This is a genomic window from Cupriavidus sp. DF5525, assembly GCF_040149425.2.
GTDB lineage: Bacteria > Pseudomonadota > Gammaproteobacteria > Burkholderiales > Burkholderiaceae > Cupriavidus > Cupriavidus pickettii_A.
In genome coordinates, this window is record NZ_CP168265.1 from 704,758 (window position 1) to 724,893 (window position 20,136).

At 68.4% G+C, this 20,136-nt stretch carries 16 protein-coding genes; 3 read left to right on the forward strand and 13 right to left on the reverse strand.

Features of this window, described 5'->3' with window-relative positions; translation table 11 throughout:
• Positions 1 to 26 precede the first annotated feature (26 nt).
• The 6 genes from ABNX08_RS03420 to ABNX08_RS03445 all read right to left on the reverse strand — a co-directional run bounded on the left by ABNX08_RS03420 (position 27) and on the right by ABNX08_RS03445 (position 6,879).
• A complete protein-coding gene (locus tag ABNX08_RS03420; protein WP_349605670.1) occupies positions 27 to 641 on the reverse strand; it encodes a PqiC family protein in 615 nt (204 codons plus the stop codon).
• Positions 638 to 2,284 (reverse strand): intermembrane transport protein PqiB, encoded by a 1,647-nt coding sequence (locus ABNX08_RS03425; RefSeq protein ID WP_022533773.1) that lies wholly within the window; start codon positions 2,282 to 2,284, stop codon positions 638 to 640. The genes ABNX08_RS03420 and ABNX08_RS03425 overlap by 4 nt, the downstream gene beginning before the upstream one ends.
• Positions 2,271 to 3,008 carry a paraquat-inducible protein A gene (locus ABNX08_RS03430; protein ID WP_022533774.1) on the reverse strand — a complete coding sequence of 246 codons (738 nt, stop codon included), beginning with the start codon at positions 3,006 to 3,008 and terminating at the stop codon, positions 2,271 to 2,273. Before ABNX08_RS03430 ends, ABNX08_RS03425 begins: the two co-directional genes overlap by 14 nt.
• Positions 3,005 to 3,718 carry a paraquat-inducible protein A gene (locus ABNX08_RS03435; RefSeq protein ID WP_022533775.1) on the reverse strand — a complete coding sequence of 238 codons (714 nt, stop codon included), beginning with the start codon at positions 3,716 to 3,718 and terminating at the stop codon, positions 3,005 to 3,007. Before ABNX08_RS03435 ends, ABNX08_RS03430 begins: the two co-directional genes overlap by 4 nt.
• The gene (locus tag ABNX08_RS03440; protein WP_349605672.1) at positions 3,718 to 4,917 is read right to left on the reverse strand and encodes an AI-2E family transporter; all 1,200 of its coding nucleotides are present in this window, start codon (positions 4,915 to 4,917) and stop codon (positions 3,718 to 3,720) included. The genes ABNX08_RS03435 and ABNX08_RS03440 overlap by 1 nt, the downstream gene beginning before the upstream one ends.
• A gap of 822 nt (positions 4,918 to 5,739) precedes the next feature.
• Entirely contained in the window at positions 5,740 to 6,879 is a 1,140-nt protein-coding gene (locus tag ABNX08_RS03445; protein ID WP_022533777.1) for an HPP family protein, read from the reverse strand.
• Between the two features lie 128 nt (positions 6,880 to 7,007).
• Between ABNX08_RS03445 and ABNX08_RS03450 the strand changes: the two genes are divergently transcribed.
• Positions 7,008 to 8,765 carry a chloride channel protein gene (locus ABNX08_RS03450; protein ID WP_022533778.1) on the forward strand — a complete coding sequence of 586 codons (1,758 nt, stop codon included), beginning with the start codon at positions 7,008 to 7,010 and terminating at the stop codon, positions 8,763 to 8,765.
• A 7-nt stretch (positions 8,766 to 8,772) separates the two neighbouring features.
• Here the strand turns inward: ABNX08_RS03450 and ABNX08_RS03455 are convergent, their stop codons facing one another.
• Complete coding sequence (locus ABNX08_RS03455; protein ID WP_022533779.1) at positions 8,773 to 9,195, reverse strand: Lrp/AsnC family transcriptional regulator; 423 nt, start codon at positions 9,193 to 9,195, stop codon at positions 8,773 to 8,775.
• A gap of 165 nt (positions 9,196 to 9,360) precedes the next feature.
• Here ABNX08_RS03455 and ABNX08_RS03460 point away from each other — a divergent pair, with 165 nt between their 5' ends.
• Both ABNX08_RS03460 and ABNX08_RS03465 read left to right on the forward strand, forming a co-directional pair.
• Entirely contained in the window at positions 9,361 to 10,239 is an 879-nt protein-coding gene (locus tag ABNX08_RS03460) for an arginine deiminase-related protein (protein ID WP_349605673.1), read from the forward strand.
• Between the two features lie 37 nt (positions 10,240 to 10,276).
• On the forward strand, positions 10,277 to 11,359 hold the full coding sequence (locus ABNX08_RS03465; protein WP_022533781.1) for an ornithine cyclodeaminase: 1,083 nt from the start codon (positions 10,277 to 10,279) through the stop codon (positions 11,357 to 11,359).
• Positions 11,360 to 11,427: 68 nt separating this feature from the next.
• Here the strand turns inward: ABNX08_RS03465 and ABNX08_RS03470 are convergent, their stop codons facing one another.
• The 6 genes from ABNX08_RS03470 to ABNX08_RS03495 all read right to left on the reverse strand — a co-directional run bounded on the left by ABNX08_RS03470 (position 11,428) and on the right by ABNX08_RS03495 (position 20,100).
• Positions 11,428 to 12,024 (reverse strand): helix-turn-helix domain-containing protein, encoded by a 597-nt coding sequence (locus ABNX08_RS03470; protein ID WP_022533782.1) that lies wholly within the window; start codon positions 12,022 to 12,024, stop codon positions 11,428 to 11,430.
• A 481-nt stretch (positions 12,025 to 12,505) separates the two neighbouring features.
• Positions 12,506 to 13,834, reverse strand: coding sequence for a sigma-54 dependent transcriptional regulator (locus tag ABNX08_RS03475; protein WP_349605675.1), 1,329 nt, complete (start codon positions 13,832 to 13,834; stop codon positions 12,506 to 12,508).
• Positions 13,824 to 15,794: an ATP-binding protein gene (locus ABNX08_RS03480; protein ID WP_022533784.1), complete on the reverse strand. Its 1,971-nt coding sequence runs from the start codon at positions 15,792 to 15,794 to the stop codon at positions 13,824 to 13,826. The genes ABNX08_RS03475 and ABNX08_RS03480 overlap by 11 nt, the downstream gene beginning before the upstream one ends.
• A gap of 171 nt (positions 15,795 to 15,965) precedes the next feature.
• Positions 15,966 to 17,276: a dicarboxylate/amino acid:cation symporter gene (locus ABNX08_RS03485; protein WP_349605677.1), complete on the reverse strand. Its 1,311-nt coding sequence runs from the start codon at positions 17,274 to 17,276 to the stop codon at positions 15,966 to 15,968.
• A 563-nt stretch (positions 17,277 to 17,839) separates the two neighbouring features.
• Complete coding sequence (gene hutG / locus ABNX08_RS03490) at positions 17,840 to 18,805, reverse strand: formimidoylglutamase (RefSeq protein WP_022533786.1); 966 nt, start codon at positions 18,803 to 18,805, stop codon at positions 17,840 to 17,842.
• The gene (locus tag ABNX08_RS03495; RefSeq protein WP_349605678.1) at positions 18,802 to 20,100 is read right to left on the reverse strand and encodes an MFS transporter; all 1,299 of its coding nucleotides are present in this window, start codon (positions 20,098 to 20,100) and stop codon (positions 18,802 to 18,804) included. The genes hutG and ABNX08_RS03495 overlap by 4 nt, the downstream gene beginning before the upstream one ends.
• Between the last annotated feature and the right edge of the window lie 36 nt (positions 20,101 to 20,136).

Genomic DNA, 20,136 nt, shown 5'->3' on the forward strand with positions numbered 1-20,136 from the left:
CTTTGGCCAGCCCGGGCACTCCCGGCTTACCGCAGCGACTGCACGCCGGCGGCAATATCCGCCGCCGTACTCGCCACGATCTCGCGATACGCCGCCACCACCCCATCCACCGCGCCCGGTGCCGGCAGCTCAGCCTGCGTCCGCCCGCTGACCACCTTGCCATCCGGCAGCCGCCGCACCGTCCAGTTGATGGTGGCACCCGCCCGCTGCCCCACATCCGCATCGAGCCGCAGCACTTCGGTCGTGATGCGATACAGCGGCTGCACGTCTGACAACCCCTGCTGGTAGGTATCGACCGCACCCAGCGTAGCCTGTAGCCGCTGCGACAGCGCATCGCGCAGTTCATCCGGCAGCGGCGACGACCAGCGCGCCAGGTCCAGCAAGCGCAGGCTGGCGTCGCCGCCCGCGCCATCGCGCACCACCAGCTGCGGGCGGTTGAGCCGCTCCGGCACGCGCACCGGCGCGACTTCCAGCCAGAGCGTATTGGTGGAGGCCGCCGGCGTCGCCGGCGGCAACGTCGCCACCGCGGCGGGCCCCTGGGCCAGCGTGTAGTAGCGCGGTTCGGGCGAGGCACAACCGGCCACGGCGGCAGCAGCCAGCGCGCCCGCCAGAAGGCTGGTGAGAGGAAGTCGCTTCATCAATCTTTCTCCGGCTTGCCGCGCACCAGCGCTTCGGGATGGCGTTCGAGGTAATCGGTCAGGGTGCGCAGCGAGGTCGCGGTGCGCGTCAGTTCCTGCAGCATGCGGCGCGTGTCCTGCTGCAGCGGCGCGTCGGACGCGAGCGTGCCGTTGGCCGTGGTCAGCGTCTTGCGCGCGTCCTGCAGCGCCGCCAGCACCTGCGGCGCGACGTCGCCGTTGAGCTGCTGCACCAGCTTGTCGGCCGTGGCCAGCGTCTGGTTCAGGCTCGCCACCGTCTTGCGCAGGTCCTGGCCGATCTGGTCGAACGGCACCTTGTCGATGCGGTTGACGATATCGCCAACCTGCGCCTGCAGCTGGTCGAAGGTGCCCGGGGTGGTGGCGAATTCCGGGATCGGCGCGTCCAGGTCGACCTTGGCCGGCTCCGCCTTCGGAAAGAAGTCGAGCGCCACGTAGAGCTGGCCGGTGAGCAGGTTGCCGGTGCGCAGCTGTGCGCGCATGCCGCGCTTGAGCAGCCCCTCGAGGATCTGGCGCGCGCGCACGCGGTCCTCTACGTCGCGCTCGCGGAAGCCCATGCGCGAGGGATAGAGCTCAACCACCACCGGCATGCGGAATGCCTTCTTGTCGCGCTGGTACTCGATCCCAATCGAGCGCACCTGCCCCACGTTCACGCCGCGGAAGTCCACCGGCGCGCCTGGCGACAGCCCGCGCACCGACTGGTCGAAGTTGAGCACGGCCAGCGTCGGCGCCAGTTCATCCGGTTCCTTCATCGCCTCGGCCTGGTCGCCGGCCAGCAGGAACTGCGTGTTCTCGGCGGCGGCCTCGGTGGCGGAAGTGCGGTCCGGCGCCTGGAAGGCGACGCCGCCCAGCAGCACCGTCACCAGCGACTGCGTCGACAGCTTGAGCCCGCCGGCATCGAGTTTCAGGTCCACGCCGCTGGCATGCCAGAAGCGCGAATCGGCGGTGACGAGCTTGTCATAAGGCTTGTTGACGAACACGCGCAGCGTGATGTCGCGCCCGTTGGGCTCAAGCTGGTACGCCACCACCTGGCCCACCTGCACGCGGCGGTAGTACACCGGCGAGCCGATATCGAGCGAGCCCAGTTCCGAGGCACGCAGCACAAACTGCTTGCCGGAGGCGTCGGTGGTCACCACCGGCGGCACTTCCAGGCCCTTGAAGTCGCGCGTGGATTCGCCCGACTTGCCAGCATCGACACCGATATAGGCGCCAGAGAGCAGCGTTTCCAGCCCCGACACGCCGCTGGCCGCAAAGCGCGGACGCACCACCCAGAAGCGCGTATCGGCCACGGCGAAGTTCTCGGCGTCCTTGGTCAGGTCGATCACGGCCACCACGTGCGAGCGGTCGCGCGCCAGGCGCACCGACTTGACCAGGCCGATATCGACATCCTTGTAGCGCACCGCGGTCTTGCCGGGCGTCAGGCCCTCGGCGGTGCGGAAGGTGATGGTGATCTCGGGCCCGCGCGAGGCTAGCGTATGCACCAGCAGCGAGACGCCGACCACGGCGGCGACGATCGGGATCAGCCAGACCAGCGAGGGGATCCAGCGCGCGCGGCGCCGGCGCTCGGGCCGCGGCAGGCCCGGCGGTGGGGTGCCGCCGGGCGTGGAGGGTTGGTTGTCAGTGTCGGGCATTGTTATCTTCCAGCGAATCCCACAGCAGGCGCGGATCAAAGCTCAGCGAAGCCAGCATGGTCAGGACCACGACCGCGCCAAAGGCGAGAGCGCCGCCGCCGGGGATGATGGTGGCCAGCGCCCCGGCCCGCACCAGCGAGGCCAGCAGTGCCACCACGAAAATATCGAGCATGGACCAGCGGCCGATCACCTCGACCAGGCCATAGAGCCGGGTCTGCTGCCGGATCCGCCAGCGCGAGCGGAAATGTACCGAAAGCAGCAGGAAGGTCAGGATCACCATCTTCAGCAGCGGCACGATGATGCTGGCGATCAGCACCACCACGGCCAGCAGGTGCGAGCCGGACAACCACAGGTAGATCACGCCGGACAGGATGGTGTCCTGCTGCGTGCCGAGGATGGAGCGGGTGACCATCACCGGCAGCAGGTTGGCCGGAATATAGAGGATATAGGCCGCCAGCAGGAAGGCCCAGGTGCGCGCCAGGCTCTCGGGCTTGCGATGGTGCAGCGTGGCGCCGCAGCGCGGGCAGGGCTCGCCTTCGAGCGTGCTCGGGCTGACCAGGTCGCAGGCGTGGCAGGACACCAGGCCCAGGCGGCTGGCGGTGGGCACCAGCGGCAGCGGGGTGCGTTCGTCGTCGTCGGTGAGTTCGGCCACGACCTCGCGCGCGAGCTGGCGCGGGCGAGCCAGCCGAACCGGCTGCCGGGGCGGTTGCGGGGTGCCCGTCATCGGCCTTCCTCGTCCGGGGTGCCGGGGTCGCTGGCCGGGGCCTGTGCGTCGCCGTCCGGCGATTCCAGGTGGCGCCACAGGTCGCGCGGGTCGAATGACAGCATCGCCGCCAGGACGATCACCAGCGCCCCGAACGACCACAGCGCAATGCCGGGCAGCACGCGCGCCATGGTGGAGAGCTTCACCAGCGTGACCAGTACGCCGATCATGAAGACTTCGATCATGCCCCACGGCCGCGTCTGGCGGATGCCGCGCACGATGCGGTCGAAGCCGGCGGGCATGCGGTGCTGCGCCATCGGCACCAGCAGGTAGGCCATCATCAGCAGCTCGGACAGCGGGAACAGGATGGTGGTCGCGAACACCAGCGCCGCCACCAGCGCCATTTGGTCGTCGTTGAGCGCCTGTACCGCGCCCAACAGCGTGGTCTGGGTGCGCACGCCCTTGAGGTCCATCTCCACGATCGGGAAGGCGTTGGAGATCAGGAACAGGACCAGCGCGGTGATGACCAGCGGCAGCAGGCGGCGGTAGTGGCGGCGGCTCTCGCGGTAGAGCTCGCCGCCGCAGCGCAGGCACAGCGCGCGTTCGCCCGGCGAGATCGGGGTGCGTTCGTAGATGGCGTCACAGTATTCGCACGCCACCAGCCGGTGCAGCGCGGCGGGCGAGGTGTCGGGCGAGGGGTCGGCCGCCGGGGGCGCGTCATGTACTGCCATCAGCCGGGATGCTTGCCGGTGGCGGCCGGCGGGACGTCGGGGTTGTCGACCACGGCCGGTGCGGAAGGGCTCGCCGGCACGGCCGAGATGGTGGGAGGGGCCGCGGCCGGGGTCGCGGCGATCGCATCGCCGGCCATCAGGTCTTGCTTCAGCTCGCCCTCCGAGCCGATGGTCCAGTCGCGCAGCAGCGCATAGGCCACTGCCAGCAGCGTCGGCCCGATAAACACGCCCAGGAAGCCGAACGCCAGCGCGCCGCCGAGCACGCCCAGCATGATCCAGATCAGCGGCAAGCCGGTGCCCTTGCTGATCAGCAGCGGCTTGACGATGTTGTCCGCCATGCTGACCACCGCCACGCCCCACACCACCAGAAAAATGGCCCAGCCGGTGGAGCCGGTGTGGTACAGCCACAGCGCCGCCGGCAGCCACACCAGCGGCGGCCCGACGGGGATCACCGACAGGAAGAAGGTGATGAAGCCCAGGATGGCCGCGCCCGGCACGCCCGCGATCCACAGGCCGATGCCGGCCAGCACGGCCTGGATAAAAGCGGTGCCCAGCACGCCGTAGACCACGCCCTTGACGGTGCTGCCGGCCAGCTCCAGCAGGTGGTCGGCACGCTCGCCGGCAATGCGGCGCATGCCCGCGCGCAGCCAGGCGATGGCGAACTCGCCGCCGGTATAGAAGAAGAAGGCCAGGATGATCGACAGGGCCAGTTGGCCCAAGCCAGCGCCGATCGAGAGCCCGGCGCCGAGCAATACATGGCCCACCGGCGCGATCAGCTTGCGCAGGTTGGCGACCATCTCGGAGTCGGCGTGGATCACGCTCTCCCAGGAACTGTGCAGGTAGGAGCCGACGAAGGGCAGGCTGCTCAGCCAATCGGGCAGCTGTGGCAGGCCCTGTTCCACATAGCGGTCGACCAGCGCGGACAGTTCGTCCAGGTGCGCGGAGAAGCTGGCGCCGGCGTAGACGAACGGGCCCAGCACGATCACGGTTGCCACCAGCACGCAGATCAGCGCCGCCAGGCCGCGCCGGTTGCCCAGCCAACGCGACAGCACTGTGTACGGGTACCACGAACTGAAGGCCAGGATGGCGCCCCACAGCAGCGCAGTGGTGAACGGCGCGAGCACCAGCAGGGAACCGCCGATCAGCACGATCAGGGCGAAAACCGCTGCGATTTTCTCGATTAACTGGCCGGAACTCATTGATGGGTCTCCCTAGGTTCCGTCCGGGTGACGGAAACGGCGTAAATATAGCTTACGGCGGGGCGGGACATCTGAAAGGGGGTGATTCAGGCGTCACTGCGGTGCGGTATGTCCGGTGGGTCCACAGTGCCATAGGATTGTGATGTTGAACAGGTTGGGGGATATGGCATGGTTGGGGTGGCTGCGGCAGGCAGTCGATGATCGACGACCTGGTCGCGGCTGGTGACATGCTGCAGCTGTTGAACCGCTTGGTTCCGCCCTCCTGGGCGGGTCACTTAGGACGGTACGGTTCACCGACGTAGGGGACAAAACAGTTCAAGCACATAGGTAACAGGTTTCTAATTTGGCTAGCCAAGCCTCAGCGTGTTACCCATGTGATTGAACTCGTTTGTCACCCATGAGGGTGTCACAGGCAGGCGCATCCCAGCCATTAGGACCCGGACGCCGCGCGCAGCGCAGCCGAAGGCGTTGATGCGATACGGTGGTTAGAAGGCGGCCTACACCCTGCATGGGGATCGTTCAAAAGTCGGTGTACGTAGGCACCGTCACTGACTCACCTGGCGTAGCAGGCTCGAACCGCGGCCACGCCAAAACGGAAATCACCGCCGCCCGAACCACCCACGCCGCCTCCTTGATAAAAGGCCAGCCGCAGGCGACGCGCTTTTTGGTTACTTTTTGTCGCTCGGACAAAAAGTGACCCGCCCAGGAGGGCGGAACCAGGCGGTTCAAACAACGACAACATGTCACCAGCCGCGACAACATGTCACCAGCAGCGAGAGCCGCCGATCATCGACATACAAGACCGCAGCCCAGAGCCCACCTTCAACCCGGAACCGCCATCACGCCGCTCTTGAGCAGCGCGGCAACCAGGTCGGACTGGGTGACCATGCCGACCACGCGGCGGTGGTCGTCGATCACCGGCGCATGATGCAAGCCGCCGTCCGAAAACGCCTGCGCCAACTCCACCATCGGCTGTTCCGCCCGAGCAGTGACCACCGCACGCGTCATCAGATCCCGCACAGTCCCGGCCAGCCGCCGCGCCCCGGTATCCCGCTGCGCCGCAAAGAAATCACTCTGGGTGATGATCCCCTCCAACCGCCGGTTGGCGTCCACCACCGGCAAGGCCTTGATGCGGTGCCGCGACAGCAGGTGGCCGGCTTCATGGGCGGGCTGGTCGGGCCGCACCATGACCACGTCGCGCGACATGATCTCGCCGCACAGCACGTTGCCGAAGTGACGGCGGTAGGCGCGCAACTGCGCGGCCACCAGGATCTGCTCGAGGTCGTCTTCTTCGATGTCGAGGAATTCGCCACGCTGCTGCAGTGCCGCGTCCAGGTCGGCACGGGTGAAACCCACGCGCTGGGTTGGCGGCACGTCCTTGGTGCCATGCTGCATCGCAGGCTCCGGCGGGCGGTGCGGGTAGCGCCGCTGCGACAGGTTGTTGAAGGCCAGCGCCATCAACAACAGCAGCATCGAATTGAACAGCACCGGCACCACCACGAAGCCGAAGCCCAGCGCACTGACCGCCGGCCCGCCGAACACCGCGGTGATCGCGACGGCGCCGCTGGGCGGATGCACGCAGCGGAACTGGAACATCAGCGCGATCGCCACCGCCACGGCGGTCGCGGCGGCCAGCCCGGGATCCGGGATCCAGCGCGCGCAGGCCACGCCGACCAGCGCAGCCAGCAGATTGCCGCCGATGATCGACCACGGCTGCGCCAGCGGACTCGACGGCACCGCGAACAGCAGCACTGCCGAGGCGCCCATCGGCGCGACGAACCAGGGGTTGAAGCCACCCAGGGTCTGGTGGCTGATCCACTCTGTGCAGAACAGGCCGAGCAGGGCGCCAATGCAACTCTTGAGGCGCTCATGGCGGTTCGCGGCGACCGGCAGCGGGACGAAAGTGCGTAACCAGGCACGGGCATTCTGCGCCAGGGCGGAGACGGCGGGGGCGGTTGGCATTCTTGTGACGGGGGGCGCTTGGGAATGGTGCACGTAATATATCACGGGGTGATATATTCGGTCGCCTTTGGTGCAGCGCATCCCAACATTGGCGCATTTTGCACCGCACAAGAACAAGGAGCCCGCCAATGTCGTCCGCCGCACCGTCCGAAAAGCGCGACTACGCCGTCAACCGCCGCCTGCTGATGCTGTCCGTCATCGCGCTCGGCATCGGTGCGCTCAGCACCGTCGCGGCTGACGTGCTGGTCAACCTGATCCGCTTCTTCACCAACCTGTTTTTCTACCAGACGCTGTCGCTGGCCGAGCGCTCGCCGGCCGGCCATGCGCTCGGTGCGTGGGTGATCGCGGTGCCGGTGCTGGGCGGGCTGATCGTCGGGCTGATGGCCCGCTACGGCAGCGACAAGATCCGCGGCCACGGCATCCCCGAGGCGATCGAGGCGGTGCTGTTCGGCAAGAGCAAGATGTCGCCGCGCGTGGCGGTGCTCAAGCCGCTGTCTTCGGGCATCGTGATCGGCAGCGGCGGGCCGTTCGGCGCCGAGGGGCCGATCATCATGACCGGCGGTTCGCTGGCGTCATTGCTGGCGCAGTACCTGCACCTGACGGCGGGCGAGCGCAAGGCGCTGCTGGTGGCAGGCGCGTGCGCCGGCATGACGGCGATCTTCGGCACGCCGGTGGCGGCGGTGCTGCTGGCGGTCGAGCTGCTGCTGTTCGAGCTGCGCCCGCGCAGCCTGCTGCCGGTGGCGCTGGCGTGCGCAGTGGCGGGCTTCCTGCGCCCGCTGTTCTTCGAGGCGGGCCCGCTGTTCCCGCTCCAGACCGCCGCGGCCGGCACGCCGGCGCTGGCCTCGTGCGTGCTGGCCGGACTGCTGTGCGGCGCGCTGGGCGCGGCACTGACGCTGGCGCTGTACCGCACTGAAGACGCGTTCTCGCGCCTGCCGGTGCACTGGATGTGGTGGCCGGCGCTCGGCGGGCTGGTGGTCGGCATCGGCGGCTATTTCGAGCCGCGCGCGCTGGGGGTGGGCTATGACGTGATCGGCGACCTGCTGAACAACCGCATCGCCATCGAGATCGCCGTGGCGCTGCTGGCCGTCAAGGCCCTGATCTGGATCGCGGCGCTGGGCTCGGGCACTTCGGGCGGGGTGCTGGCGCCGCTGCTGATGCTGGGCGCGGGACTGGGCGTGGTGCTGGCCCCGTGGCTGCCGGGCGGCTCGCCGCAGCTATGGGCGCTGGTGTGCATGGCCGGCGTGCTCGGCAGCGTGCTGGGTGCGCCGCTGACCGCGATCGTCTTTGCCTTCGGCCTGACCCATGACACGCAGGCGCTGCTGCCGCTGCTACTGACCACGGCGGTGGCGTACGGCTTCTCGGTGCTGACCATGAAGCGCTCGATCATGACCGAGAAGATCGCGCGGCGCGGCCTGCATATCTATCGCGAGTACGGCGTCGATCCGCTCGAGCGCGCGCACGTGGGCGAGCTGATGACGCGCGAGGTGGTCGCCATCGACGCCGACCTGCCGGTGGCCGAGGCCATGGCGCGCTATTTCGGCGAGCATGCCGCGCATCGCGCCTATCCGGTGGTGGCGGACGGGCGCGTGCTCGGCATGCTGGAGCGGAGCGCGATCCGGGGCCTGGCGGCGGGCGAGGTGCCGCAAGGCATGCGCTGCCGCGACCTGCTGACCACCCCAGCCCATGTGCTGCTGCCCGGCCAGACCGCGCGCGCCGCCGCCGGCAGCATGGCGGCGCTGAGCGTGGCGCGGCTGCCGGTGGTGGAGAGCGTGGAGACCATGCGCCTGGCCGGGATCCTGTCGTTGCGCGACCTGCTGCGCCCCAGCGGTCATGTGCACCATGAGGAATCGCGGCGCGAGCGCCTGCGCGGGCGCGTAGCGGCCTGAGCGTCGCCTACAGCTTGTAGGTCGACAGCAGGATGCTGGTCTCGGTGGCGCTGATGCCGTCGATCAGCCGGATCCGGTCCAGCGTGCGGTCAAAGGCCTCCAGGTTGTCGGCGCGCAGCTCGGCAATGATGTCCCAGCGCCCGTTGGTAGTGTGCAGCGCCTGCACGTTGGGCTCGCCGCGCAGCGCCTGCAGCACGGCGCGGGCCTTGTTGCCTTCCACGGCGATCGTCATCCATGCGCGGATCCGGTGTGCCTCGGCCTCGGGCCGCAGGCGCACCGTATAGCCGACGATCACCCCTTCCTTTTCCAGCTTGTCGATCCGGTTCTGCACGGTCGCGCGCGACACGCGCAGCGCCTGGGCCAGCGCGGTGACGGGCGTGCGCGCGTTGTCGCGCAGGAGTGACAGGAGCTGGTGATCGGTGGCATCCATGGCAGGCGAAAAGGGGTTGTTGGCGATTTGCCAAAGTGATCTGGCGATTTGCTGAATGGTAGGCGCAAATTGCGCATATTGCTGGCTATTAGTTAGCGCCAGCCTGCCCGAGAATTCAATCGACCGAATTCTTTCCCAACCGCCATCACGAAAAAAGGAGCCACCGTGATCAACACCCCCACGATCCTGCTTGTCGAGCCGACTTTCTACGACGTGTCGTACAGCATCAATCCGTGGATGGACCCGGCCGCCTGGGCGCGCGACCCGCGCGGCATGCACCGCAGCGCCATGGAGTCCTTCGATGCGCTGCGCGAGGCGCTGGCCCGGGCCGGCTTTGCGGTGGAGGTGGCCGCCGGCGCGCCGGGGCTGCCCGACATGGTGTTCCCGGCCAACGCCGCGGTGGTGCTCGACGGCCGCGCGCTGCTGGCGCGCTTCCGCTACCCGCAGCGGCGCGGCGAAGAAGCCCCGTTCGGCACGATCTTTGGCGCATTGCGCGAGCGCGGCCTGCTCGACGAGGTCGCGCTGCTGCCCGAAGGCTGTTTCCAGGAAGGCGCGGGCGACTGCATCTGGGACGCCAGCCGCGGCCATTTCTGGGCCGGCTTCGGGCCACGCTCGTCGCACGAGGCGGCCACCGCCGTATCGAACTACTTCGGCAAGGACGTGGTGGCACTGGAACTGGCCACCGAGCAGAGCTACCACCTCGACGTGTGCTTCTGCCCGCTGTCCGGCGGCGAAGTGCTGTACTACCCGCCCGCCTTCAGCGAAGCCGCGCTGCGCGAGCTGCGCGCACGCGTGCCGGCACGGCTGCGCATCGAGGCCACCGCGGACGACCTGCGCCACTTCAGCGTCAATGCGGTCAACCTGAACGACCAGGTGGTGATGACCCGTACCACGCCGCACCTGCGCACGGAACTGGGCCGGCGCGGCTACACGCTGCACGAGGTCGACCTGTCGCCCTTCATGCTGTCCGGCGGTGGCGCGTATTGCATGACGCTGCGGCTGGACCGCAGCAGCGGTCCGGGCATCGCCGCGGTGGCCGCCTGAAAACCACGCACGGCACAGACAGCCCATGGAGACAATTATGAAAGATTCCGCCCGGTCGCTGTTCCTCGACGCCAATGACGTGGCCCGCCTGGTGGCCGCCATCGGCGCGCAGGCCGCCATCGTGCAGATGGCCGAGCAGGTCCGGCAGGACTTCCTGCGCTGGCATGCCTTTGACAAGTCCGCGCGCCTGGCCAGCCATTCAGCGCGTGGCGTGATTGAGCTGATGCCCGTCAGCGACGGCATCCAGTACGCGTTCAAGTACGTCAACGGCCATCCGCGCAACGCGCAGCACGGCATGCCCACGGTGATGGCGTGCGGCCTGCTGGCCGAAGTGGAAACCGGCTTTCCGCTGATGCTGGCCGATCTGACGCTGGCCACCGCGCTGCGCACCGCGGCTACCTCGGCCCTGGCCGCGCGCGCCATGGCCCGGCCCGGCGCGCACAGCATGGCGCTGATCGGTAACGGGGCGCAGGCGGAATTCCAGGTACTGGCGTTTCACGCCATGCTGGGTGTGCGCGAGATTGTCGCCTATGACATCGATCCGGCCGCCACGGCACGGTTGATGCGCAACCTGTCAGGTGTTCCGGGGCTGGTGATCCGTCCGGCCGCGTCGACAGAGGCGGCGCTGGCCGGCGCCGACATCGTCTCCACCGTCACTGCCGACAAGACCCGCGCCACCATCCTGACGCCGGCTATGGTCCGTCCGGGCATGCACCTGAACGCGGTCGGCGGCGACTGCCCTGGCAAGACCGAGCTGCATCCGGATATCCTGCGTCACGCGCGCATCGTGGTGGAGTACGAACCGCAGACCCGCATCGAAGGCGAGATCCAGCAGCTGGCGGCGGAGTCGCCGGTGACCGAGCTGTGGCAGGTGCTGGCCGGTCATGCGCCCGGACGCGCCACAGCGGAGGAGGTGACGGTGTTCGATTCAGTGGGGTTTGCGCTGGAAGACTATGCCGCGCTGCGCTGGCTTTACGCCGCGGCGCACGCGCACCGCGTGGGCAGGGCGGTGGAGCTGGTGGCGATGCCGCCCGACCCGCGCAACCTGTACGGCTGGATGATGGCACAGGCCGACGGGCAAGCGGGGCTGGCACCGCCGCGCCACGTGGCGGTGGCCTGAGGCCAACGGCAAACAGGGGCCTGCGTGGCCCCTGGTCTCTTCTTGTTGACCGATGGCGCTGCGCAGCCTCAGGGGGCGCGCCCCATCATCAGCTGTGCGCGCAGGAAGCCCTTGACCTCTTCCAGCGACGGCGTCTTCAGGAACACCATGATGCCCCAGTGCTGCAGCGCGTCGGCCACGCCGTCATAGGCCTGCCGGTTGGTGATCACCGCAAAGATCACGTGCTGGCTGGCAAAGAAGTTCTGCAGCTTCTCGATGGTGGCCGACTCGTTGTCGTTCAGTTCGTCGACGTAGTAGAGCACCACGCGCGGATGCTCGCTGACTGAGGTGATGACGGTGTCGAGCACGTCATCGACCACCACGCTCTTGAGCGGCAGCCCCCACTTGCCGAGCTGGCCGTGGATGCGTTGCGCTTCCTGGTGGTTGGGATGGAACACCACCAGGTCCAGGCCGTGCGGCGATGCCGGTTCGTGGCCGATGCGCGTCGCCAGCAGGCGATGCACGGTTTCCTTGTGGATGCGCCGATGGCCGCCGTTGGTTTTCCACGCGCCGAGTTCGCCGCGTTCGACCATCTTTTGTACGGTGCCCAATGAGACATTGAGCAGTTTTGCCGCTGTTCGCGTGCTGTAGTAAGGCTTTTCAGCCAGTGCCGGATCCAGTTTCATCCAATCACCCGTAGTCCTGAAGGCAGTCGCGCCGGGAGGGCGCGCGTGGCGCCAGGCACCTGCGCCGCGTGTTCGTTACTGCCAATGGTTGACTGACCCTGTGTCCTGGCCCGCTCCCCGCCGGCCGGACGGCTGTTTATTTTTGATTTGACGTTTTTGTCATTTCCCGGGGTTGCAGCTATTTCCGCAACTTGCATTGCCTCGGGTCCGGATTTGCCGGAAGCCCATAATATGCCGCAAAGGCAAGTCTATTAGTAAGAAAAAACTATATTCCGTCGCACCTTTGTACTTCACCGCACATTTGTACCGAGGGGGTGTGGGGCAGCGACAGTAACGCAGACACCGGCGTGCCGAGGTGGTTCCCCGGCGCGCCGCAACGCCCGCGGCCGCTGTCCGAAATTCAGCAGTCGCTTCAGAAATGTCTTGTCATGCCGTGATGGATCGCCGGCAGCGAGGATGCAGGGCCAGGTTTACTGTTGGCTTACAACCCGTGCAACCCATATTTGCGCACCTTGTCGAACAGCGTGGTCTTGGCCACCCCCAGCGCTTCGCTGGCGCGGCTCAGGTTGCCGTCGTGGCGCCGCATGGCGTCGGCGATCAGCGCGCGCTCGAACTGCTCGACCGCCTGCGCCAGCGGCAGGGCCTCGGGTGCGGTGGTGCCGTGGCCCGGGTTGCAGCCCAGCCCCAGTACGTGGCGCTCGGCCAGGTTGCGCAGCTCGCGCACATTGCCTGGCCACGGGTAGGCCACCAGCGCGGCCAGCTCGGCTGGGGTGGCCGGCACCGCCTCGCGCCCGAAGCGCAGCGCGGCCTGCGCGACAAAGTGTTCGAACAGCGCCGGCACGTCTTCGCGCCGCTCGCGCAGCGGCGGCAGTTCCAGCGTGATCACGTTCAGGCGGTAGTACAGGTCCGCGCGGAACTGGCCGGCATCGGACAGCAAGCGCAGGTCAGCCTTGGTGGCGGCCACTACGCGTGCGTTGACCGGCACCGGCTGGTTGGAGCCGAGCCGTTCCACCACGCGCTCCTGCAACACGCGCAGCAGCTTGATCTGCAACGGCATCGGCATGCTCTCGATTTCATCGAGGAACAGGGTGCCGCCCTCGGCATGCTCGATCTTGCCGATGCGCCGTCGCGCAGCGCCGGTGAACGAGCCCGCCTCGTGTCCGAAAATCTCGCTTTCGAACAGCTGCTCGGGCAGCCCGCCGCAGTTGATCGCGACAAAGTTGCGCGCCTGGCGCTGGCTGGACTCGTGCAGGCAGCGCGCCACCAGTTCCTTGCCGGTGCCGGTCTCGCCGTGGATCAGCACGTTGGCGTCGGTGCCGCCGAGGTCGGCGATCAGGCGGCGCAGCCGCTCGACCGCAGGCGAATGGCCGATCAGGCGAGTTTCGAGTTTCTCGCGTCCGGCCAGGCGATCGCGCAGTTCTGATACTTCCAGCGCCAGGCGGCGCTGTTCCAGCGCGCGCCGGGTGGCGTCCACCAGTTGCTCGGGCGAGAATGGTTTTTCCAGGAAGTCGTAGGCGCCTTGCTTCATCGCCTGCACCGCCAGGCCGACGTCGCCGTGGCCGGTGATCATGATCACCGGCAGCGCCGGGTCGCGCTCGCGCAGTTGCGCCAGCAGCGCCATGCCATCCTGGCCGGGCAGGCGGATGTCGCTGACGACCACGCCCGCATAGCCGGGGCCGACCTCGCGCAGCGCGGCCTCGGCGCTGCCGACGCCGCGCGTGGCGATGCCTTCCAGGCGCAGCGCCTGCTCGCAGCCCAGGCGCACGTCGGCATCGTCCTCGACGATCAGTACGGTCAGCTCAGCCGGCATGGGATGCGTCCTTGGAGGTGGCGTCCTGCGGCGCCAGCGGCAGCACCAGCGTAAAGCAGGCGCCGCCGTCGGGGTGGTTGGTGGCGGACAGGCTGCCGCCGCTTTCATTGAGGATGCCGGCCGACAGCGTCAGGCCCAGCCCCAGTCCCTGCCCGGCGGGCTTGGTGGTGAAGAACGGTTCGAACAGCCGCGCGAAGGCGTCTTCCGACAGGCCCGAACCGTTGTCGCGCACGGTCAGGTGGACCATGCCTCCGCCGATGTGCGCGTGCAGCGCGATGCGTGGCCCGGGCTTGCCGGAGACGGCATCGAGCGCATTGCCGAGCAGGTTGACCAGCACCTGCTCGAGGCGGTTGGGATCGCACACCACCGCCAGCGTCGGGTCGATATCGCGCTGCAGCTCGGGCTGGACCGCGTCCACGCGGGTCTGCAGCAGGAACAGCGCGTTGTCCACCGCCTCGGCCAGCCGGGCCTGGCGCTTGCCATTGCCGGACTTGCGCGCGAACGACTTGAGCGCGCCGGTGATGCGGCCCATGCGTTCGACCAGGCCGATGATGGTGTCGAGGTTGGCGCGCACCGTGCCATAGTCGCCACGCTCGAGAAATTTGCCGGTATTGCCGGAAATGGTGCGCAGCGCCGCCAGCGGCTGGTTCAGCTCATGCGCGATGCCGGTCGACATCTGGCCCACCGCGGCCAGCTTGCCGGCCTGCAGCAGCCCGTCCTGCGCCTGGCGCAGCACGGTCTCGGCGCGGATGCGCTCGGCCACCTCGGCCTGCAGGCGCTGGTTGGTGGCGGACAGGTCGGCGGTGCGCTCGGCCACCTTGCGCTCCAGCTCGCTGTTGGCCGCTTCCAGCGCCGCGCGCGCCGCCAGCCGTTCGTTGACGATGCGCCGGCGCACGTTCCAGGCCGCGCCCAGCAGCAGCACGAAGGCGGTCAGCACGCCCGCCAGCGCGGCGGTGTTGAGCGCGGCCACGCGCGCCTGCGAGGTATTGGTCAGCAGCGTCAGTTGCCAGTCGGTGCCGGGCAGCGCGGCGTGCTGCGCCAGCATCGGCGGGCCGCGGCGCAGGCGCACCAGTTCATCGCTGCTGCCGCCATTGCCATTGGCGAGCTTGCGCACTGTCTCCAGCGGCAGTTGCGGCAGCGGGGCGCGGTTGTATTGCAGGCTGCGCGACAGCCGCTCGCGCGCTTCGGCCGACAGCGGGCGCAGCGCGGCCAGCTTCCACGACGGGTCCGAGGCCAGGATCACCACGCCGTTCTCGTCGGTCAGCAGCATCTGGCTGTCGGCGCCCTGCCAGCGGTTCTCCAGCGGCTCCAGGCCGATCTTGACCACCGCCACGCCGGCCGGATTGTCGCGCTCGCCCAGCGGCGCCGACAGGTAGTAGCCGGATTCGCTGCGCGTGGTGCCCACGCCGTAGAAGCGCCCCAGCTGGCCGTCCATGGCCGCGCGGAAGTAGGGGCGGAAGCTCAGGTCCTCGCCCAGGTAGCTGTCGGGGCGCTGCCAGTTGCTGGTGGCCAGCACCTTGCCGTGCGCATCCAGCACGTAGACCACGCGCGTGCCGGCGCGGGTATTGAGGGCGGCGAGATAGTCATTGGCGCGCGCCGCGCGCGCGGGGTCGTCCGGGCGCAGCAGCAGCGCGGCAATGCGCTCGTCCAGCGACAGCAGGCCGGGTACGTAGTCGTAGTGCGCCAGTTCGCTCTCCAGCGCCTGGGTGTACAGGCGCAGCTGCACCTGGCCACGCTCGGCCTGGCGCGCCAGCGCGGTGTCATAGCTGTAGCGGTAGCCGAGCGCGCCCGCCAGGCCCACCAGCAACGCCAGCGCCAGCAAGGCCAGCAGCGGGGCAGCGCCGCGCAGGCCGTGGGGCAGGCGCGCCAGGCCCGGGGCGCCGGCAGTGCCGGCAGCGGACGCTGCATCGGAGGAGGGCGAGCGGGTGGTGCCGCCGGGAGGGTGTAGCGGGCCGGTCATCAGGTGTTGGGTAAGGCAGGTGGCATAGCCGCCGCGCCGCAAGCAGGTGGCGAGGGGGCCGGCGCGGGTGCCTACTTTTACCACACCGAAGCGGCCAGTTCCTGCGCGCGAATGCAAAAAGGCCCGGTTGCCTCGTCGGCAACCGGGCCCTGGCACGCCTGGCGGACGCTGTTACTTGCCCGCCACGACCTGGACAGATGCCAGGCCGGTGGTGGTATCCGCGACGGGTTCATCCTCCTCGGACGGTACCGGCGCGCCGATGGCGCCTTCGCTTTTGGCGACGACGGCGGTGGCAATCGCATTGCCCAGCACATTGGTCACGGTGCGACCCATGTCGAGTACGTGGTCGATGCCCAGCACCAGCAGGATGCCGGCTTCCGGCAGGCCGAACATCGGCAGCACGGCGGCGACCACCACCAGCGAAGCACGCGGCACGCCGGCGATGCCCTTGCTGGTGATAAGCAGGACCAGCAGCATGGTGATCTGCTGGGTCAGCGACAGCTCGATGCCATACACCTGCGCCACGAACAGCGCGGCGAACGAGGTGTACATGATCGAGCCGTCCAGGTTGAACGAGTAGCCCAGCGGCAGCACGAAGTTGGTGATGCGCTCCTTGACGCCGAAACGGGTCAGCTGGTCGATCACCTTCGGGTAGGCCGATTCGCTGCTGGCGGTGGCGAAGCCGATCATCAGCGGGGTGCGCATCTGCTTGAGCAGGCGGAACACGTCACGGCCCAGGAAGAAGTAGCCGCCGGCGATCAGCGCCACCCACAGCAGCGCCAGCGCCAGGTACAGGCTGCCCAGCAGCTTGGCGTACACGGCCAGCACGCCCAGGCCCTGCGCGGTGATCACCGCAGCGATCGCGCCGAACACGCCCACCGGCGCGAACGCCATCACGTAGTTGGTGACCTTCAGCATCACCTCGGCCAGGCCCTCGATGGCTTGCAGCACGGGCTTGCCCACGCCGTCCTTGACGGTGCCCAGCGCGAAGCCGAAGAACAGCGAGAACACCACGATCTGCAGGATCTCGTTGTGCGCCATCGCCTCGGCGAAGCTCTTGGGGAACATGTGGGCGATGAAGTCGCGCAGGTTCAGCGCGCCGGTCTTCAGGTTCGAGGCGGCGTCAGCGGCCGGCAACGGCAGGTTCATGCCGTGGCCCGGTTGCAGCAGGTTGGCCATCACCAGGCCGAGCAGCAGCGAGGTGATCGAGGCCGCGATAAACCACATCATCGCCTTCAGGCCGATGCGGCCCACGGCGCGGCCGTCGCCCATGCTGGCGATGCCGGCCACCAGCGTGGCGAACACCAGCGGCCCGATGATCATCTTGATCATCCGCAGGAACACGTCGGTCAGGATGGACAGGTGGTCCGCAATCGATTTGGCGGTGGCGGCGTCCGGCGCCATGTTGTGCGCGGCGGTGCCGACCAGCACGCCGAGCAGCATCGCAATGAAGATCAGGGTGGGCAGTCGATTCAGTTTCATCGTGGATCAGGCCTGTGCGTCCGTTCCCTCGCGAGTGTTGATGCAGGGGCGGGCGTCTGTATTGCGGGAAGGCTGGACGGCGTTTGGGGCGCCGGGCCGGCCGTGTGTTTTGTCAGCGCGGCAACAGGTGCCTGCGGTTCGCCGGGGCGGCGATCTGGGGGGTGGGCAAGGCGGGGTCAGTCATGTGTTTCCTCCATTGTTTTTTGGCATGGGCCGGGACGCTGGGAAACGTGCCGGCCGACCTGTTGGGCGCTGTTAGCGGCGGCCTATATTGCACGCGCCGTGCCAGCTGGGAGGGGTCTCGGCTGCCCTGCAACTCGTTGAATCAAAAGGAGAAAATGATGTGCTTCCGGCGCACAGTTCGGGAATCCGGACTGTCTTGCGAGGTTGGCGTTCGGAAACCCGAACGGCGTTCTAGGTGTTAACCCGTGGATTTGCGCAAGTCTGGCACGCAAGATTACCTGTTGGGGCGGAGCGGGAAGTGACGGGTGAGGCGCCCCCGCCGGGGCCGCCGGAGGGCGGTGGCGAGGGGCTTTGGGACGGCTGAAAAGGAGGGGTTTGCGCTAGCCGCCGAGCAGCCGATAACACAGCCGCGCCGCCACGCGCGCACCGCAGCCGTCGCGGTCATAGAGGGGATTGAATTCGGCGATATCCGCCACGCGCAGCTTGCCGCTGTCGCGCAACCGCGTGGTAATGGCCTCGACCACGGCGAGCGGCACGCCATAGGCAGCCGGGGCCGAGACCCCGGGCATCACGGCCGCCGGCAGCACGTCGAGGTCGATGGTGAGGTAGACGTGGTCGGCGTCGGCCACCCACTCGTCCAGCGCGGCCAGGCGTGCTTCGAGGTGGCGTTCCTGCATGTCGACATCCTCGACATAGCGCACGCCCAGCGCGTTGGCGCGTGCGAACAGCGAGGCGGTATTGCCGAGCCGGCTCACACCCAGGCAGGCATAGTCGAAGCGGTCGCCGCGGCGCAGGCAGTCGGTGGCAATCTGGTCGAACGGCGTGCCCGAGCTGCCGGGCCGGCTGCTGCGCAGGTCGAAGTGGGCATCCAGGTTGACGATCAGCACGCGGCCGCGGTCAGCCCGCGCATCCAGGTGCGCGCGCAGCCCTTGCCACGTGCCCCAAGCCACTTCATGACCACCGCCCAGCACCAGCGGGAACGCGCCCGCGGCCAGTTCGGCGGCGACCGCTGCGCCCAGCCGCTGCTGCGCGTCTTCCAGCGCATCGCCTTCGCAGTCGATATCGCCACCGTCGATAAAGCGGCCGATGCCGTGGGCCGGCACGCCGGCGAGCGCGCGGCGGATTTCGCGCGGACCGCCGGCGGCGCCGGGGCGGCCCTGGTTGCGCAGCACGCCGGCATCGCAGCAGAAGCCGAGCAGCACCGGCACGCCTGCCTCGCGCGCCGTGGCGCACCCCGCGACGATCTCGAACAGGCGGCGGGTGTCGCCCGCCTCGCCAGCATCGCGGCGGCCGCGCCAGACCGTATCCGGTGCCAGCGGCGCCGCCAGTGTTGCAAGCTCGCTCATTTCAAGCGGCGCCCCAGCGTTTCCGGCACCATCGCCAGCCCGATCAGCGACACCAGCCCGCAGCCGATCACGTACAGAGCCGGCGCATTGGCATCACCGGTGACCTGGATCAGCCGGGTCGAGAAATACTGCGCAAAGCCGCCGAAAATCGCGATCGCCACGCAATAGGCGATCGACAGCCCGGTGGCGCGCAGCCGCTGCGGCAGCACCTCGCTGACCAGCACCATCGAGGCCGGCGCGGTCATCGACATCGGCACCGACAGGCAGCCCACCACCACGAGCAGGCGCGTGAGCGACGGCTCGGCATTGATCAGCACGAAGGCCGGGTAGATCATCACCAGCAGCGCCACGCGCGACCACAGCACCACGGTCTTGCGGCCGATGCGGTCGCTCAGCCAGCCGGCGAACGGCGACAGCACCACCTGCACCAGCGCCGCGACGCACGCCGCCCAGATGCCCAGCGATAGCGGCATCTTCAGCACGCTGACCGCGTAGTTGCTGAGGTAGTACACGACGATATAGGTCGACGAGGCCAGGCCGATCATCAGCAGGATGCTGGCGATGATCTCGCGCCCGTGGCGGCGCAGCAGCGGCCATTGTGCGGCGTGCTCGCCGTGGCGCACGGGCGTGGCGGTTTCTTCCAGCCGGCGGCGGATGACGAGGCCGACCGGGATGACGAGGATGCCGATCAGGAAGGCGAGGCGCCAGCCCCAGGCTTCCAGTTCCGCCGGCGCCAGCAGATTGCTCAGCACCAGCCCGGTAATCGCGCCCAGCAGTGCAGCAAGTCCCTGGCTGAACGGCTGCCACGCGGTATAGAAGCCGCGCGTGCGGTCATCGGCGTATTCCAGCAGCAGCGCGGTCGATGCGCCCATCTCGCCACCGATGGCAAAGCCTTGCACCAGTCGCGCCACCACCACCATGATCGGCGCCAGGATGCCGATCTGCGCGTACGGCGGCGTCACCACGAAGATCAGCGAACTCAGGCCCATCAGCCACAGCGTCAGCGCCACCGCCGGCTTGCGCCCCGCGCGGTCGGCGTACATGCCGATCAGCAGGCCACCGAGCGGGCGCATCAGGAAGCCGACGCCGAAGGTGGCGAAGGACATCAGCAGTTGCCCGGTGGGATTGTCGACGGGGAAATAGAGGCGGCCGATCAGCGTCGCAAAGAAGCTGTAGACCACGAAATCGTAGAACTCCAGGCCATTGCCGATGGTGATGGCGGCAATGGCGCGCGTGCGTGACAGCTGCGGCTGCGGCGCCGCGACCGCCACGCCGGCGGTGGTGTCGATGGACATGGGTGTCTCCGTAATCCTAAAAGGGGGGAATGGAGT

Excerpts from the sequence above, each read along its gene's own strand:
- ABNX08_RS03425 (WP_022533773.1), bottom strand. The coding sequence starts at position 2,284 with ATGCCCGACACTGACAACCAACCCTCCACGCCCGGCGGCACCCCACCG.
- ABNX08_RS03430 (WP_022533774.1), bottom strand. The coding sequence starts at position 3,008 with ATGACGGGCACCCCGCAACCGCCCCGGCAGCCGGTTCGGCTGGCTCGC.
- ABNX08_RS03435 (WP_022533775.1), bottom strand. The coding sequence starts at position 3,718 with ATGGCAGTACATGACGCGCCCCCGGCGGCCGACCCCTCGCCCGACACC.
- ABNX08_RS03440 (WP_349605672.1), bottom strand. The coding sequence starts at position 4,917 with ATGAGTTCCGGCCAGTTAATCGAGAAAATCGCAGCGGTTTTCGCCCTG.
- ABNX08_RS03445 (WP_022533777.1), bottom strand. The coding sequence starts at position 6,879 with ATGCCAACCGCCCCCGCCGTCTCCGCCCTGGCGCAGAATGCCCGTGCC.
- ABNX08_RS03450 (WP_022533778.1), top strand. The coding sequence starts at position 7,008 with ATGTCGTCCGCCGCACCGTCCGAAAAGCGCGACTACGCCGTCAACCGC.
- ABNX08_RS03455 (WP_022533779.1), bottom strand. The coding sequence starts at position 9,195 with ATGGATGCCACCGATCACCAGCTCCTGTCACTCCTGCGCGACAACGCG.
- ABNX08_RS03465 (WP_022533781.1), top strand. The coding sequence starts at position 10,277 with ATGAAAGATTCCGCCCGGTCGCTGTTCCTCGACGCCAATGACGTGGCC.
- ABNX08_RS03470 (WP_022533782.1), bottom strand. The coding sequence starts at position 12,024 with ATGAAACTGGATCCGGCACTGGCTGAAAAGCCTTACTACAGCACGCGA.
- ABNX08_RS03475 (WP_349605675.1), bottom strand. The coding sequence starts at position 13,834 with ATGCCGGCTGAGCTGACCGTACTGATCGTCGAGGACGATGCCGACGTG.
- ABNX08_RS03480 (WP_022533784.1), bottom strand. The coding sequence starts at position 15,794 with ATGACCGGCCCGCTACACCCTCCCGGCGGCACCACCCGCTCGCCCTCC.
- ABNX08_RS03485 (WP_349605677.1), bottom strand. The coding sequence starts at position 17,276 with ATGAAACTGAATCGACTGCCCACCCTGATCTTCATTGCGATGCTGCTC.
- hutG (WP_022533786.1), bottom strand. The coding sequence starts at position 18,805 with ATGAGCGAGCTTGCAACACTGGCGGCGCCGCTGGCACCGGATACGGTC.
- ABNX08_RS03495 (WP_349605678.1), bottom strand. The coding sequence starts at position 20,100 with ATGTCCATCGACACCACCGCCGGCGTGGCGGTCGCGGCGCCGCAGCCG.